At 35.1% G+C, this 15,568-nt stretch carries 12 protein-coding genes, 1 pseudogene and 1 riboswitch; of the genes and pseudogenes, 8 read left to right on the top strand and 5 right to left on the bottom strand.

Going from position 1 to position 15,568, the window contains the following annotated elements:
• Positions 1-15: 15 nt before the first annotated feature.
• Entirely contained in the window at positions 16-879 is an 864-nt protein-coding gene (locus SPD48_RS16205; RefSeq protein ID WP_336259156.1) for a YitT family protein, read from the bottom strand.
• A 109-nt stretch (positions 880-988) separates the two neighbouring features.
• On the bottom strand, positions 989-2,326 hold the full coding sequence (locus tag SPD48_RS16200; RefSeq protein WP_336259155.1) for an MFS transporter: 1,338 nt from the start codon (positions 2,324-2,326) through the stop codon (positions 989-991).
• Positions 2,327-2,544: 218 nt separating this feature from the next.
• Between SPD48_RS16200 and SPD48_RS16195 the strand changes: the two genes are divergently transcribed.
• The 3 genes from SPD48_RS16195 to SPD48_RS16185 all read left to right on the top strand — a co-directional run bounded on the left by SPD48_RS16195 (position 2,545) and on the right by SPD48_RS16185 (position 5,793).
• Positions 2,545-3,444 (top strand): RluA family pseudouridine synthase, encoded by a 900-nt coding sequence (locus tag SPD48_RS16195; protein ID WP_336259154.1) that lies wholly within the window; start codon positions 2,545-2,547, stop codon positions 3,442-3,444.
• A 422-nt stretch (positions 3,445-3,866) separates the two neighbouring features.
• On the top strand, positions 3,867-5,228 hold the full coding sequence (locus SPD48_RS16190; RefSeq protein WP_336259153.1) for a cyclic 2,3-diphosphoglycerate synthase: 1,362 nt from the start codon (positions 3,867-3,869) through the stop codon (positions 5,226-5,228).
• A 145-nt stretch (positions 5,229-5,373) separates the two neighbouring features.
• Positions 5,374-5,793 carry a hypothetical protein gene (locus SPD48_RS16185; RefSeq protein ID WP_336259152.1) on the top strand — a complete coding sequence of 140 codons (420 nt, stop codon included), beginning with the start codon at positions 5,374-5,376 and terminating at the stop codon, positions 5,791-5,793.
• Between the two features lie 47 nt (positions 5,794-5,840).
• Here the strand turns inward: SPD48_RS16185 and SPD48_RS16180 are convergent, their stop codons facing one another.
• Positions 5,841-6,635, bottom strand: coding sequence for a TIGR00266 family protein (locus tag SPD48_RS16180; protein ID WP_336259151.1), 795 nt, complete (start codon positions 6,633-6,635; stop codon positions 5,841-5,843).
• Positions 6,636-7,120: 485 nt separating this feature from the next.
• Between SPD48_RS16180 and SPD48_RS16175 the strand changes: the two genes are divergently transcribed.
• Positions 7,121-7,549 (top strand): SLAP domain-containing protein, encoded by a 429-nt coding sequence (locus tag SPD48_RS16175; RefSeq protein ID WP_336259150.1) that lies wholly within the window; start codon positions 7,121-7,123, stop codon positions 7,547-7,549.
• A gap of 70 nt (positions 7,550-7,619) precedes the next feature.
• On the opposite strand, the gene SPD48_RS16170 is transcribed toward SPD48_RS16175, so the two are convergent.
• The gene (locus tag SPD48_RS16170) at positions 7,620-7,784 is read right to left on the bottom strand and encodes a hypothetical protein (RefSeq protein WP_336259149.1); all 165 of its coding nucleotides are present in this window, start codon (positions 7,782-7,784) and stop codon (positions 7,620-7,622) included.
• Positions 7,785-7,887: 103 nt separating this feature from the next.
• A complete protein-coding gene (locus SPD48_RS16165; RefSeq protein WP_336259148.1) occupies positions 7,888-8,928 on the bottom strand; it encodes an ArsR/SmtB family transcription factor in 1,041 nt (346 codons plus the stop codon).
• Positions 8,929-9,181: 253 nt separating this feature from the next.
• Between SPD48_RS16165 and SPD48_RS16160 the strand changes: the two genes are divergently transcribed.
• From SPD48_RS16160 to SPD48_RS16145, 4 genes and pseudogenes are all read left to right on the top strand, one after another.
• On the top strand, positions 9,182-10,477 hold the full coding sequence (locus SPD48_RS16160; RefSeq protein ID WP_336259147.1) for an NCS2 family permease: 1,296 nt from the start codon (positions 9,182-9,184) through the stop codon (positions 10,475-10,477).
• A gap of 295 nt (positions 10,478-10,772) precedes the next feature.
• Positions 10,773-10,883: riboswitch (SAM riboswitch) on the top strand.
• A 492-nt stretch (positions 10,884-11,375) separates the two neighbouring features.
• A pseudogene (locus SPD48_RS16155) lies at positions 11,376-12,695 on the top strand (O-acetylhomoserine aminocarboxypropyltransferase/cysteine synthase family protein); the annotation flags it as partial.
• 138 nt (positions 12,696-12,833) lie between these two features.
• The gene (locus tag SPD48_RS16150; RefSeq protein ID WP_336259146.1) at positions 12,834-13,967 is read left to right on the top strand and encodes a sugar ABC transporter substrate-binding protein; all 1,134 of its coding nucleotides are present in this window, start codon (positions 12,834-12,836) and stop codon (positions 13,965-13,967) included.
• Between the two features lie 94 nt (positions 13,968-14,061).
• Positions 14,062-15,567, top strand: coding sequence for a sugar ABC transporter ATP-binding protein (locus tag SPD48_RS16145; RefSeq protein ID WP_336259145.1), 1,506 nt, complete (start codon positions 14,062-14,064; stop codon positions 15,565-15,567).
• The last annotated feature ends 1 nt before the right edge of the window (position 15,568 follow it).

Here is a 15,568-nt window from a genome sequence, read left to right as displayed (position 1 = left end):
GTCTATGTTTGCTTTTTAATGTATCGCTGATTTAAACTTTCCTCCTCGCGCTTCTTGAGCATCCATTATCGTCGTAAAAGCATTAGGATCAATTTCGTAAATAATATCTTTTAATTTTGAAATTTCCAGTCGGATAATAACAACATAGATGATATCTTTTTCTTCACCGAAAAAACCTCCTTGACCATGTAATCTGGTTACAGTGCGACCGAGCCGTTGATTAATTGTATCTGCAATTTCTTCATATTGATCGGACACAATGATGGCTGCTTTCGTATCGTTAAACCCTTGGGTAATAGCATCGATCGTCTTCGAAGCGATGTAATAGGTAAGTATCGAATACATAGCTTGTTCCCAGCCAAGTACAAAGCCTGCCCAGCCAAAAATGAAGATATTAAAAAACATGACCATTTCGCCGACTGAAAAGGGAATTTTTTTCGTAAGTAAAATACTTAAAATTTCCGTTCCATCTAATGCTCCACCTACTCGAATGACAATACCTACTCCGGCTCCCAGTATCAATCCTCCGAAAACTGTTGCAAGGAGAGGCTCGTTTGTAATAGCAGGAAATGGTTGCAGGCTTGGTTCGATGACAGCTAAGATGATAATTCCGAACAGAGATGCAAAAGAGAAACTCTTTCCAATGTATTTATACCCGAAATATAAAAAAGGTAAATTAATCACGAATACTAATATACCGAAGTTGATATTTGTTAAATGATTGAGTAATAGAGAAATCCCGATAATCCCACCATCAATAATAGTATTTTCAACTAAAAACAATTCAATTGCAGTTGCAGCTAGTGTTGCTCCGATTACGAGAAAAATATATCTTCTTATTAAATGCCTGGTTGTTTCCGGTTTATGTTGTTTCTTCATCTCTTTTCACCTCTAAACTAGTTTTCCTTAATTAGATAAAAAGTAAACCGACTAGATTTCAAATCATTTACTGTAATATGTGAAGAGATACAGTTAATTTTATTTTTTTCTAACTCTTCTTTGGCAATAGTAAAGTTAACCAAACAATCCCCACACAAGCTATAAAGGAAACGATAGCTACTATGTGAAAATGTGCAATATCAAGATGTCCTGTAAATGACAAGCCGAGGAAGCTACTAGATAAAATTGCCCCTAAGTAACGACTTGTTTGAAATAAACCGGAAGCGGAACCAGTATCTTTTTCGTCAATATGTTCATAGAGTGCTGTCTGGGCAGATATATTATTAAACCCATTACTGATTCCGAGGATTGCCATATTCATCATCAGCAACCAAAGTACGGAATTTTCATTGTAAGTAAGTAAAAGTCCTGTACCGATAAGAAGAAAAATTGCCCCAATAATTGCAGCTGGCTTTGCTCCTTTTCGGTCGATAAGAATTCCTACTAACGGGGTAACGATGACGCTAAAGCCTGCTAGTGCAAGCATAATAAGACCAGTGTGTTCCTCACTATACCCGCGTACTTGTTGTAAAAGCGTTGGCAGACCGAAAAAATAGTTATAGTAAACAGCGTTGATCAACATAAATAAAACATAAACAATAGTAACATTTTTATTGTTACGTAGTGCTTCAACATCGATAAAAGGCTCTTTTTTCTTCCTCTCAAATTGGAAGAAAAGGATTCCGAAAAAGACAAAGATAATCAATGCCCACCAACGAATATGCTCGGCTAAGGAGAGCAAGAATAAAATTAATCCGAATACAGAAATAATGAACAGAATGATCCCGATCATGTCAATTCGTTTAAGGTCAATATTCACTTTACTTGTCTGTGGTAAGAAGAAAATTGCCATAAAAAAGGCGACGATAATTATCGGAATATTTATGAGGAAGATAGCGGGCCAATTCCAATTAGCGACTACTAGCCCTCCGATTGTCGGTCCAAATGCTGCTGATGTGGAAGAAAATATGCTAATAAAGCTAATCGCGCGAGCTTGATTTGTCGTAATATGTGCACGTATCATACTCATCCCGCTTGGAAACAAGGTAGAACTACCAATTGCCTGCAAGGCACGACAACCTAGTAAAAATCCATAATTCGGTGCAAATGGTGCTAATCCACAAGCGAAAACGATTAGAATAAGGCCGGCAATAAATAAACGTTTCGCACCGAACATATCGCTTAGTTTTCCCATAACAGGTTGACCAACTGAACTTGCTAGATAAAAGACGGATATAAGCCAAGACGCATCAGCAAATGTTAAGGAAAAATCACGTTGCATCTGTGTTAACGCGACAGAGATCATTGACGAATTTAACGGATTTAATAAGGTGCCTAGACCGATTGTTAATAAGAATATCCATGGTTTCGGCGTTGTACTTGTCATTAAATCACCTCACAAAAAATCAATGTTCTTAGTTACTTTGTTCAGTTTACCAAATCTTATCAAATAAATTCATATGAACTTAAAAAGAACAAATCCATGGCAAGAATGGTATAATACACCAAGAAATAGAAGTTTCCTATATATATGCGCTATAATTAGCTTGAAAATATAGAAGAACAATAAAGTATACAATATGTACGATAAAAGGAGTTATACTATTGCCTAACAATAAAAAACATCTAGCGAGCAAATCAAAGCATTATGCGGTTGAAGAGTCAACTACTTTATTACTTTTCCTGTTAAAGGTAATGCCTAAACGTGGACGAAACTCCGTAAAGTCAATACTGGAGCGTGGACAGGTATCTGTCGATGATCATATTGAAACTTTTTATAAATATGAACTTAACCCCGGGCAGATTGTCTCCGTCTTACCAAATAAAGAAGCTAGGAGAGAAGGCGCATTAATCGGAATGTCGATTCTTTATGAAGACACAGAAATGATAGTCATTGATAAAGAAGCAGGCTTACTATCCATTGCAAATCAAAAAGAAAAGCGAAAAACAGCTCATCATCAGTTAATGGATTATGTTAGAAAAAAGAATCCGCGTAATCAGATTTACATTGTTCATAGATTGGATCAAGACACATCTGGTGTCATGATGTTTGCCAAAAATGAACAGGTAAAACGTCAGTTGCAAGATAGCTGGAACAAGAGAGTCAAGGAGCGAGGATATCTGGCGCTTGTAGAAGGGAAAGTGAAAGAAAAGTCTGGAACCATTACTTCATGGCTGAGGGAAACAAAGGCACATCGTATGTATTCAAGTTCGGAAAAAAATGATGGCCAGTTTGCCAAAACAAATTACACAGTGTTGCAATCAAATAATCGGTTTTCGTTGCTCGAAGTTCATTTGGTGACAGGGCGAAAAAATCAAATTCGAGTGCATATGCAAGATCTAGGTCATCCAGTAGTCGGCGATAAAAAATATGGTGCTCAGTCAAACCCAATTCGCAGGCTTGGTCTTCATGCCCATAAATTAACACTTACCCATCCAACAACAAATGAAGAGCTTACCTTTAACAGTCCTGCTCCTAAGACATTTTGGAAAATGTCTAATTAAGTAAGTAGAACCTTTTCTTACTTGGTGCTAAGTCAGTTTTCAGCCAGTTCAGCAGAGTCGTTTTCCCTAAATTAGTGTTTTGTGTACCACATTCAGAGGGCGAATCGACTCTGTATGATTTTTAATTCAATACTCATACCTTTTATTCTCTGCCCCATCAATAATTCCCTACCGTTTTATGCACTCCTCTTTTTGCGAATATATAATTTGGTTAATAGAAACTTCATCCCCATAATATCTGAAGTCATATCCTCATTGTTCAATAGTTAGAACGTAATTGACACCGTTTGATTTGAAGGTTATGACCTTAAATTTTTCTTTTTTAAAAAAACATTAAAAAAAAGTCATTTTCCCTTTGTATTTTTATACATATTTATGTATAATAAATACTAACAGATTCGAATGTTTAGGGAGAGAGTGCGTTGGATAAGAAAAATATTATTATTATAGGTGCTGCTGGAAGAGATTTTCATAATTTTAATACGTATTATAGAAACAAAGTGGAATTTAATGTCGTAGCTTTTACTGCTGCACAAATTCCTGATATAGATGGTCGTAAATATCCGAGTGAATTGGCTGGAGAATTGTATAAGGAAGGAATTCCAATTTATTCACAGGATGAATTACCATCGTTAATAAAAGAGTTTAATGTTGATGAATGTGTTTTCGCTTATAGCGACGTTCCTTATGAGGAAGTGATGAGCGTTAGTGCGATCGTTAATGCAGCAGGAGCGGATTTTACACTACTTGGACCGAAAAATACGATGTTAAAAAGTAATAAGCCTGTTATTTCTGTTTGTGCGGTTAGAACGGGAACTGGTAAAAGCCAAACATCACGTAAAATTATTGAAACATTATTGGAACAAGATATCAAAGTTATCGCAGTTAGACATCCGATGCCGTACGGTGATTTGAATGCACAGCGTGTACAGCGGTTTGCGACTGTGGAAGATCTTGAGAAACATAAATGTACGATTGAAGAGATGGAAGAGTATGAGCCGCATGTAGCACGGGGAAATACGGTTTATGCTGGAGTTGATTATGCAGATATATTAACAGCGGTTGAAAATGACCCAGATGGTTGTGATGTGATTTTATGGGATGGCGGTAATAATGATTTCTCATTTTACGAGCCAGACTTAGCCGTAACAGTTTTAGACCCACATCGTCCGGGACATGAGTTAAAGTATTACCCAGGTGAGGTTGCTTTAAGAACGACTGATGTTTCAATTATTAACAAGATTGATAGTGCAGATCAAGAGTCGATTGAAATTGTTGAAAATAATATTAAACGTGTAAGTCCTGATAGCACAATTATTAAAGCTGAATCAACTATAACAGTTGATAATCCAGAAATTATTAAAGGAAAACGTGTGTTAATCGTAGAGGATGGACCGACACTTACACATGGCGAAATGAATATTGGAGCAGGTATGGTTGCTGCACAGCGTTTGGAAGCAACTGAATCGGTTGATCCGCGTCCATTTGCGGTTGGTTCTATTAAAGATACATTTTCAAAATATAGCCATATTGGCAATGTTCTTCCGGCAATGGGATATGGGGAACAACAATTAAAAGATTTAGAAGAAACAATTAATCAAACAGACTGTGATGCAGTTATTATCGGGACACCGATTGATTTATCTAGAATCATCGATATTAATAAGCCGTGCACACGGGTTCATTATGACTTAGATGAGGTCGGTAATCCGAATTTAAAAGAAATATTAAATGATTTCGTTAAAAAACATAAGTTGAAAAAAGAATCGGTAGAACAGGCATAATCGGAATAGCAATGGTGAAGAAGCCACCTTCTTTTTGAAGGTGGTTTCACTATTTGATAAGATAAATAATAGTAGCATGTATATACATATACATTATCAATTATACATAAACAACTTGCTAAATTAATAATTGGGGGATACATGGATGAAGAAGTTTATTGGTATTTCTATGTTAATGGTTCTTCTTTTTTTATCCGGTTGTGGAACAATTTTGGATGTAATTGGTGGTAGAGAAGGAATGATTTTCGGTACGGGGACATTTGAGGATGGAATTCAAGATAAAAAGTCTACATTTCGGTCTAATGAAGATTTTTTATTAGAAGCTTATTCGAAAAAAGCTTTTGGAACGAGTGAAATAAAGATTACAACATTGAAAAATGATAATAATAAAGAAGAAATTTACGAAGAATGGTATGACAAAGTAGACCCTACATGGAATGAAATGTTATATGAGTTTCACGTTGTCGATTATGATGGTGAGTATGAGCCAGGTGATTATATTGTTCGTATATTTAAAGATGAGACCAATCTTCTTGTAGAAGGAACATTTTCCATTGAAGAGTGATTGAATGAGGAGGAAATTTCTTGTTTCATCTTTCCTCCTTTTATTTACTATTTTCTGTCGCCACCCAGTATGTTAAATAATCCGCCGACGATACTACCTTCGTCTTTTGAACCCCCGTGTTGTGGAGCAGCAGCAAATACTCGGCTTGCCAGTCTGCTGAAAGGAAGTGATTGAACCCAAACAGTCCCTGGCCCTTTTAATGTTGCAAAGAACAACCCTTCGCCCCCAAACAATGCTGTTTTAACGCCACGTACGAACTCAATATCATAATCAACTCCACCTGTCATCGCAACAAGACAGCCTGTATCTACCTTTAATGTTTCGCCAGCTTGAAGGTCTTTTTGATGAATAGTTCCACCTGCATGAATAAAGGCCATGCCGTCTCCCGCAAGTTTCTGCATGATAAACCCTTCTCCTCCGAAGAAACCAGCACCAATTTTTCGTTGAAACTCAATTCCAACAGAAACCCCTTTTGCGGCTGCTAAAAAAGCATCTTTTTGGCAAATTAATTTTCCATTAATCGTATTTAAATCAATTGGAATTATTTTACCTGGATATGGTGAAGCAAAAGATACATGCTTTTTTCCGGTACCTTTATTTGTGAATGTCGTCATGAATAGACTTTCACCAGTTAATACTCGTTTACCTGCACCAAGTAATTTATCCATTAAGCCATTTTGAGTGGACGATCCATCGCCAAAAATAGTTTCCATCTGAATTTCTTCATTCATCATCATCAGACTGCCGGCCTCAGCAATTACTGTTTCCTCGGGATCAAGCTCAATTTCGACAAATTGCATATCGTCCCCAAATAGTTTGTAATCAATTTCATGGTTTTTCATTGCTTCATCTCCTGATCTATAGCATCTTATGATGATTATTATATAGATTATTTATTAATTCGTATACTTTAACAGAATCATATAGATTATTTAGTTGGTGGAGATTTGAAAGTTGTTCGGTATATTTTAAAAGTTTCATTTACACATATACTATTTAACCTTCTACGTTTACTAATAAGATTGTAACCAAATGTCATTTCCCGGGAAATAAAGTCGAATATTTGCATAGCGTGATTTTCTTTTAACATATTAGGGAGCTTGGTATCCAATAGAAAGTTTAAACCACTCGACTTTACAGAGTTTATAAATATTCATAGCAATGACCTTACATACATGGTTGTTTTCCAAATAAGTTTCGAATATTATATTATTAGTTTTTAATGAAAAATCTTTCATTCCGTGAGAAAGCAATGTTACTATTATAGGCAAGGAGGAAGAAAAAGAATGTGAGAGTATGTTCTAATTTTTAAAAATGGAGGTACGTCATGACTCAAAATATATACTTTGAACCAGCTTGGGAACGTACAATAAGTGATCCGGATCGCAAAGTGATTCTTGAAAAATTTTATCGTCTCAAAGAAGCAAATGTAGCTAACGATTTTATCACATACTTATGGCATGCCTATAATCATCGTCAATCGTTGCTGACCACAATACTTATTCATAATTGGAGTGGTCAGGCAATAGATTTTGAAAATCGGCTTGTTCATTGTTTGGTTGGCGGCGAAAAAATTGCAACTGAAAAATTTAGTATTCCATGTCAAGTGCCTGCACACACAAGTATGCCGTGGACATTCATTTTTCCTAAAGAGCATGTAAGAAGCAGTGTGGATTTTAGTAAATGTCAGTTAATAGTTGAAAATAATATTTGCAGGACTTTAAATGATGATAAGAATGAGATGCATATAGAATAAGCAATTTGTCTCATCCATAGTCTTAGATGCTATTATTTAGTAATGAGATTTTAAACCATAAAGGTATTTGTCAGGTTCGTTTAAATCTTTTCTTAAAATAAAATATATTTTTTCCTGAGAATATCTTTTTTAATAAAGATTTTTCATCAAATCCAGCGTCTAATGAACAAACTGTATTTAGATGTTTTTGTCGTTGTTTTATTTCGTAATAATAAACTTGTAAATTGATATTCATTATATTTCCTCCTTTTAATTTGATATTCATATAATGTTATGTTTGATACTTATCAAATAAGGTGACGTAAAATAAGCCGAAAAAATCGATCGATTTATTTTCTTTATGTTAATAGGTCAATCATTTCGGCAATAGATTGTTTCAATTTATCTTTATTTACTTCATAATAAATTTTATTTTCAAATTTAGTAGTTGTAACAAGACCAAGACGAAACAAGATAGACATATGATGGGATATAGTTGGACTTGATAAGTTAAGACGTTGTGCGAGTTCGTAACCATAACGGGGTTGTTTGTTCAATTCTTGAATAATATTTATCCTTTTACTATCAGACAAAGCACGTGCAAATTCAATAATTTTTTCTTCGGTGTCCTTTTCGTTCATTAACTCTTCAATTAAATTAATCCCTGTGATACTTATAACAAGATCGCAATCAGTGTCATATGAAAAAACAGTTTTACTATGATGATAATAAGAAGGAATAATGATAATCGTGTTTGGAAGTTTTTCAAACGGTGTATTTTCATCAAATCGAATGATCTGATTTAATTGTTGTACACTTAATGATTTTATTTTTTCTATTGCTTCCACATGGGATGTTTCAAGCTGTTTACTATTGGATCTATATATTAGATCATAACCTTGTTGAAGAACTGAAATAAGTTTTTCTTGCGTATTTTCTGCATCAAAATAGAGATAAAATAATTTTGATTTCTCATTGTTTGGTAATGTTGTGTTTTGAATATATTTATGAACTTTTGCGGAGTTTGAGAAAATTGATTCATTGTTAAATAAATTATGTCCTGTGTTAAAGAAGGATGATACGATTTGTTTTGCATCGACTGTTTTTAAAAAAGCTAAACATTTTTCAATATCATGATGTTGATTATGAAGGTAAATCATTTCTATTAAGGATAATCCAAAAAAACTATCGGGGTGAAAAAACATATTAATTTCTTCAAGTAAGTCAGTTGAAAGATCTTGCTGTAACTCTTTAAACCAGTCGTAAAGTCTTTTAGTCTCCTGTTTTTGATAAGTTTCCTTTTCTACGGTTTTAAATTCAGAAATTTGAACGAGTAGAACGAGTAATTCAAAAACAGGTGAACGAGCAACGTAAAAATTGTTGGATAATTTTTCCGCCATTTTGTCACTTCCTAACATGAAGTTTGATGAATATCTAATGTTAAATCAATTTTACCAGCTAAATTCCTGTTTATCATATTTATTTTACCATAAATTTCTATTATGAAAAATAGAATCTAGTTCATTTTAATGTAGAACATAGCTTTCTTGACCTGTATATGTTTAATTGTTATTATTTTTCTATTGTATAAAACATCTTTTGTAAGATAAATTATTTAACTATAAATACGCATAATAGCAGGAGACAGCCTTGATGAAAAACTTTTTTAACTTTACAGAAAGAAATACAACATATAAGAAAGAAATTTTTGCAGGTATTACTACTTTTCTTTCCATCTCTTATATTTTAGTCGTTAATCCGTTAATCTTGAGTGAAGCAGGGATGGATAAGGGAGCTGTATTTACAGCAACTGCCCTGACTTCTATTCTTGGTTCACTCCTTATTGGTCTGCTTGCCAATTTTCCGATTGCCATTGCACCAAGTATGGGATTGAATTCTTTTTTTGCTTTTTCGGTATGTCTTGGGATGGGCATTGAGTGGCAAGTAGCATTAACAGGAGTGTTTATTGCAAGCGTCTTATTTATGATGTTAAGTTTAATGAAAATAAGGGAGAAAATTATTAATGCCATTCCTGAGGATTTAAAACATGCGATTGCAGGCGGGATTGGCTTTTTTATTGCTTTTATCGGACTGAAAAACGCCGGAATCATCATTTCCAATGAGGATACTTTTGTCACAATTGGAAATGTGACTTCTCCCATGACAGCATTAGCTTTATTCGGTCTTGTTATTACTATTTTTATGTTGGTGTATGGAATAAATGGCGGGATTTTTTACGGGATGGTTGTTACAGCTATTGTCGGGATGATGTTTGGGCTTATCAGTACACCTACATCAATTATTGGAAAAATTCCAAGTCTAGCACCAACTTTCGGAGTTGTCTTTACGAATTTACATGAGGTATTTACACCTGAGTTGTTGGCAGTAATATTTACCTTTTTATTTGTAGCCTTTTTTGATACAGCGGGTGCGTTAATTGCACTAACAAGTCAAGCTGGAATAATGAAAAATAATAAAATTCCAAATGCAGGTAGAGCATTACTTGCAGATTCCTCTGCAGGTGTTATTGGTTCCATATTAGGAACATCCACTCCAGCTACCAGTGTGGAGTCATCAGCAGGCATTGCACTTGGTGGAAAAACAGGGTTTACATCTGTCGTTATCGCATTTTGTTTTACGATCGCATTGTTTTTTTCCCCCATTTTAACTGTAATTACAACAGAAGTGACAGCTCCTGCTCTAATTGTAGTTGGCGCATTAATGGCAATGCAAATAAGTAGAATAAATTGGAGTAAGTTAGAAATTGTTATTCCTTCCTTTATTACAATCATTATGATGCCGATGTCTTCAAGTGTGGCAACTGGTATAGCATTTGGTTTTATTCTTTATCCGATAACCTTAGTAGCACAAAAGCGGTACAAAGAAGTTCATCCAATTATGTATGTATTAAGCTTATTATTTGTTTTGTATTTTGTATTTATCGTTTGATAAACGAATTAACACTCAGTGAAAGATCTAATTCATCTGTGATTTTTTTAAAAAGATTCTAAAAGAAGTATGAGAAATCAATAGGTATCATGCATGCTGCATGTAGGTCCGGAATGGAAATTAAAGTAATATCACCTATTAATTACAATTGAGAAATAAAGATTATAATTGATAAAACGAAAATATAAAATAATTTGACAAATATAATTTTTAATCATATACTCTTATCTATCATGTTGCTATAAAGACATGGTGCATACACAATAAAAATTACCTACTAAAATTTATTAGTTTACTCTTATCCAGAGAGGTGGAGGGACAGGCCCTAAGAATCCTCGGCAACCAAATGAGTTAATCTCATTCAGGTGCCAATTCCTGAGAAGCGATTGCTTTTTGTAGATAAGAGAGTTGGAAAAATTGATATTGACCATCCAATCTCTCTGTATTTTGCAGAGAGATTTTTATATTTAATGAGGCTGGGATAAAACAAAATAGTAGATATAAAACATGAATACTACTCCAAATTAACGAAAGAAATATTCGTAGACTCTTGCCAGAAGATGTCGCTCTTATGCCAGTGATAAAAGCGGAGTATATTTCTGTAGCGACTATAATAAGCATTCGTGTTTTAATAACTCTATATAACTTATATCTCAACCTCTTTATATATAACAGGTAATTACTATTAACTAAATTTTCTTATTAGGTAGGAAATAAACAAGTTTTGATAAATTGCGATTAGTTAGGAAAATTAATCTGTATGCAAGGTTAATTCCTAGTCAGGTCAGATGTATTATACATAAAAAAGTAGCATAGTAGATGTATATTCTATAAATCGAGTGAGTTATCAGAAAATTGCGCGCTTTAAATAGGCAGTATTTTTGTAGGAGGAAAGCTGATGAGTAAGGGGCAAAAAATAGAAACATTATTATTGCACGGAGGACAAGAAGTTGATCCGACAACAGGATCACGAGCGGTACCTATCTATCAAACAACATCATACGTTTTTGAAGATTCCGCCCATGCTGAGAAGTTATTCTCTTTAAATGAAACCGGAAATATATATAGTCGCATGATGAACCCGACCGTTGATGTTTTTGAAAAAAGAATGGCTTTATTGGAGGAAGGTGTTGCAGCAGTAGCGACGTCTTCAGGGATGGCTGCAATTGCGTTATCCGTCCTTAATATCGCCTCGGCTGGAGATGAAATTGTCGCTGCAACCAATATATATGGAGGTACATATAATTTATTCTCTATAACATTACCTAAATACGGAATTAATGTACGGTTTGTCGATCCGTCGAATCCACAAAACTTTAAAAAGGCGATCACGTATAAAACGAAAGCAATTTTTGCTGAAACAATTGGAAACCCGAGTCTACATGTGTTAGATATCCAAGGTGTTGCAAAAATAGCACGTGAGGCAGGTATTCCACTTATTATTGATAACACATTTGCAACGCCGTATGTTTGTAAGCCTATAGAACACGGAGCAGACATAGTTGTTCATTCGGCTACAAAATGGATAGGTGGTCATGGGACGTCAATTGGTGGCATTGTGGTAGACGGCGGTAATTTTGATTGGAACTCGAAAAAGTTTCCGGGCTTTATTGAACCTGATCGCAGCTATAACGGTATAAGTTATGCAAAAGATTTTGGCGACATTGCCTTTGCGACAAAACTACGTGTTCAATTACTCAGAGACTTTGGTTCATGTTTAAGTCCTTATAATGCGTTTCAATTGCTTCAAGGGGTAGAAACGTTAAATTTACGGGTTGATAGACATAATGAAAATGCGTTAGAGCTAGCAAGACGATTAGAGAAACATCCTGCAGTCGCATGGGTTTCTTATCCTGGATTACCATCTCATCCATCATATGAACATGCTAAAAAACTATTAACCAACGGATTTGGATCTATCGTAGTGTTCGGGATAAAAGGCGGCAGAGAAGCTGGTAGCAGATTAATAGATCATGTCTCGCTATGGTCACATTTAGCAAATGTGGGGGATGCAAAAAGTTTAATTATCCATCCTGCATCAACCACTCATTTACAATTGTCAGATGAAGAACTTGCGGCTACTGGTGTATCAAAAGATTTAGTTAGATTATCAGTAGGTTTAGAAAATATTGATGATATTTATGAAGATTTGGATCAAGCGTTAGAAAAAGCAACAGGTCAACGTGACAATGGAAATAAGGATATAGTAACGAATGACATCTTGCAAAACAATACGGAAGATATTGTGAACAAACTTACTGAAGCAGTTATTCAGCAATTGAAAGACAAAAGAATTTAGTAGAACACTATGCAAATAGTTTTCATAAAAAAATTAGAAAAATCAGGGGGAAAGAAGATGAAAAAGAGAAGTATTTTAACAGCATTTCTACTAACGTTTGCACTCGCGCTGTTTTTAGCCGGATGCGGATCATCTGATGATAAAGCATCAAGTGATGATTCATCAGATAAAGGGGTAAATGAAGATGTGTCATTAGAAGGAGTGCCAGAAAGATTTGCAGATGGAGAGAAAACTAAAATTATGGTTATCCGTAAAATTGGCGGAGACGACCATACAGCACAATTCTTTGCTGGTGCAAAACAAGAAGGAGAAGCGTTAGGCTTCCAAGTAGATACATTTACAGCAAACGGAGATTCAGCTAAATTCAATGATGCTATCGCTCAAGCGATTCAGCAAAACTATGATGGATTAATTATTTCTCATGGTGATGATGCAGCAGTAGTTGATCAAGTAAAAGAAGCGAGAGAAAAAGGCATTGATGTAGTAGCGTTTGACTCAAACACGGACTTACTTGATGTTGAAGGAGTAACACTAACAGCACAGGATGACCATGCATTAGCAACATTAGCATTAGATAAATTAGTTGAAGAACAAGACGGCGAAGCTAAAATTGCTTATTTATGGGTGGATGGATTCCCACCAATGGAAAGAAGAAATGAAATCTATACACAAACATTAGAAGAAAATCCAGGCATTGAAGAAATTGAGCGTTTTGGAGTTGCTTCCGAAAATACATCGGTCGATACACAAGATGCCGTGGCGGCAATGCTGAATAAACACCCTAAGGGTTCAATTGATGCGATTTTTGCAACATGGGATGCATTTGCAACAGGTGCAGTACGTGCCATTGAAGAAGCGGGTCGAGACGAAATTGCTATTTATGGAATTGATGTTTCAAATGCAGACCTTCAATTAATGAGCGAAGAAGGCAGCTCTTGGAAATATACAGCAGCTGTAGATCCGAAGTTAATTGGAGCAATAGATTTACGTATTCTTGCGAAAAAACTTGCAGGGGAAGAAACGCCTCAAACATTTGATTTGGAAGCATCTTTAATTTCTCAAGAAGATTTACTAGCGGCAGATGAAGAAGTGAATATGGAAAACCTTGCAAATGTTATTGAAGGCTGGGGGACGTCATCCGAATTTGAAGAAGATTGGATGATTACGTTAAAAGAATATCATGCAAAATAAAATGAAATGATCGGAATTCACTATCACCGAACACTAAAGCGGCACTCTTTTTGGGTGACGTTTTAGTGCTTTATATAAAAAGTGGGTGGAGAGATTGAAAGAAATAGTTCTTAAAATGAAAAATATATCGATTGAATTTCCTGGCGTGAAGGCATTAGACGATGTTCATTTTGTTGCCAAAACGGGAAGAACTCATGCATTAATTGGTGCGAATGGAGCAGGAAAATCCTCTTTAATGAAAGTGCTATCCGGAGCGTACAATCATTATACAGGTGAAATTGAATTAGACGGTAAAAAAATTGATATTCGTAAACCAAAAGATGCTCAAGATTTAGGTATTCAAATTGTTTATCAGGAAGTGGATACTGCTTTGATTTCCTATTTATCTGTCGGAGAAAATATTATGCTCAATGATTTAGTTAGCAATATGGGAAAAAAGCAATTTGTTAACTATCAGCAACTTCATAAACGAGCAACGGAGATTTTAAAAAACCTCCATATGAACGTTTCTTCCAGACAACTTGTAAGTGAATTGACATTAGCGGAGAAACAAATGGTATTAATTGCTCGCGCTATTTCTTCTAACTGCACGTTTTTAATTTTAGACGAACCGACAGCCCCTTTAAGTCATTCAGAGACCGAGAAGTTATTTGAAGTAGTGGATCAGCTAAAGAAAAATAATGTAGGAATAATCTTTATTTCACATCGTTTGCCCGAGTTGTTTGCCATCTGTGATGACATTACCATTATGAGAAATGGCCGCTTTATTATTGAAGAAAAAATTAAAGAAACAAATGTAAATCGAGTTGTAGAACATATGATTGGTAAAAGGATGGAGGACCAATTTCCTACAATTGAAAAGGAAATCGGAGAGACAGTTTTAGAAGTGAGAAATCTTACTGATTTTGAAAAAATTAAAGATATTAATTTACAGGTTCGTGCAGGGGAAGTTGTTGGGGTTGCAGGACTTGTTGGGGCAGGAAAAACAGAAATATGTAAAGCGCTATTCGGCGCATCGAAAAAGATCGAAGGGCAACTATTAATCAAAGGAAAAAATGCGAAAGCAAATAATCCACGTAAAGCTGTTATAAATGGAATGGCCTTAGTTCCTGAAGAACGTCGAAAAGAAGGTGTGTTAGTATTAGAATCCGTTTCTACTAATTTAACAGCCTCTTACTTAAAAAACTTTTTAAAACCATTTAGTTTTCTAGATTTTAAAAAAGAAAGAGACGTTTCAAAAGAAATGGTTTCAAGTCTAGGGATTAAAACACCTTCTGTTGATACAAAAGTCCAAAACTTATCAGGCGGAAATCAGCAAAAAGTAGCGATTGGAAAATGGTTAACAGCAGATGCCGAGGTGTATATTTTTGATGAGCCGACAAAAGGAATTGATGTAGGTTCCAAAAAAGATGTGTTTGAACTTATCACTGCGCTCGCAAAACGCGGTAAAGCAATAATTTACGCTTCCAGTGAACTTTCTGAAATCATGGGTATTACGGATCGGGTATACGTAGTTTATGATGGTGAAGTGACGAAAGAGCTGGAAACGACTGAAACAAATGAAGAAGAACTTCTATACTTTTCAACAGGAGGAAGGTAGA

Source organism: Pseudogracilibacillus sp. SE30717A, from assembly GCF_037071985.1.
In the GTDB taxonomy this organism is placed as follows: domain Bacteria; phylum Bacillota; class Bacilli; order Bacillales; family Amphibacillaceae; genus Pseudogracilibacillus.
Note: the sequence above shows the minus strand (reverse complement) of the source record. Positions and strands in the feature narration are given on the sequence as shown.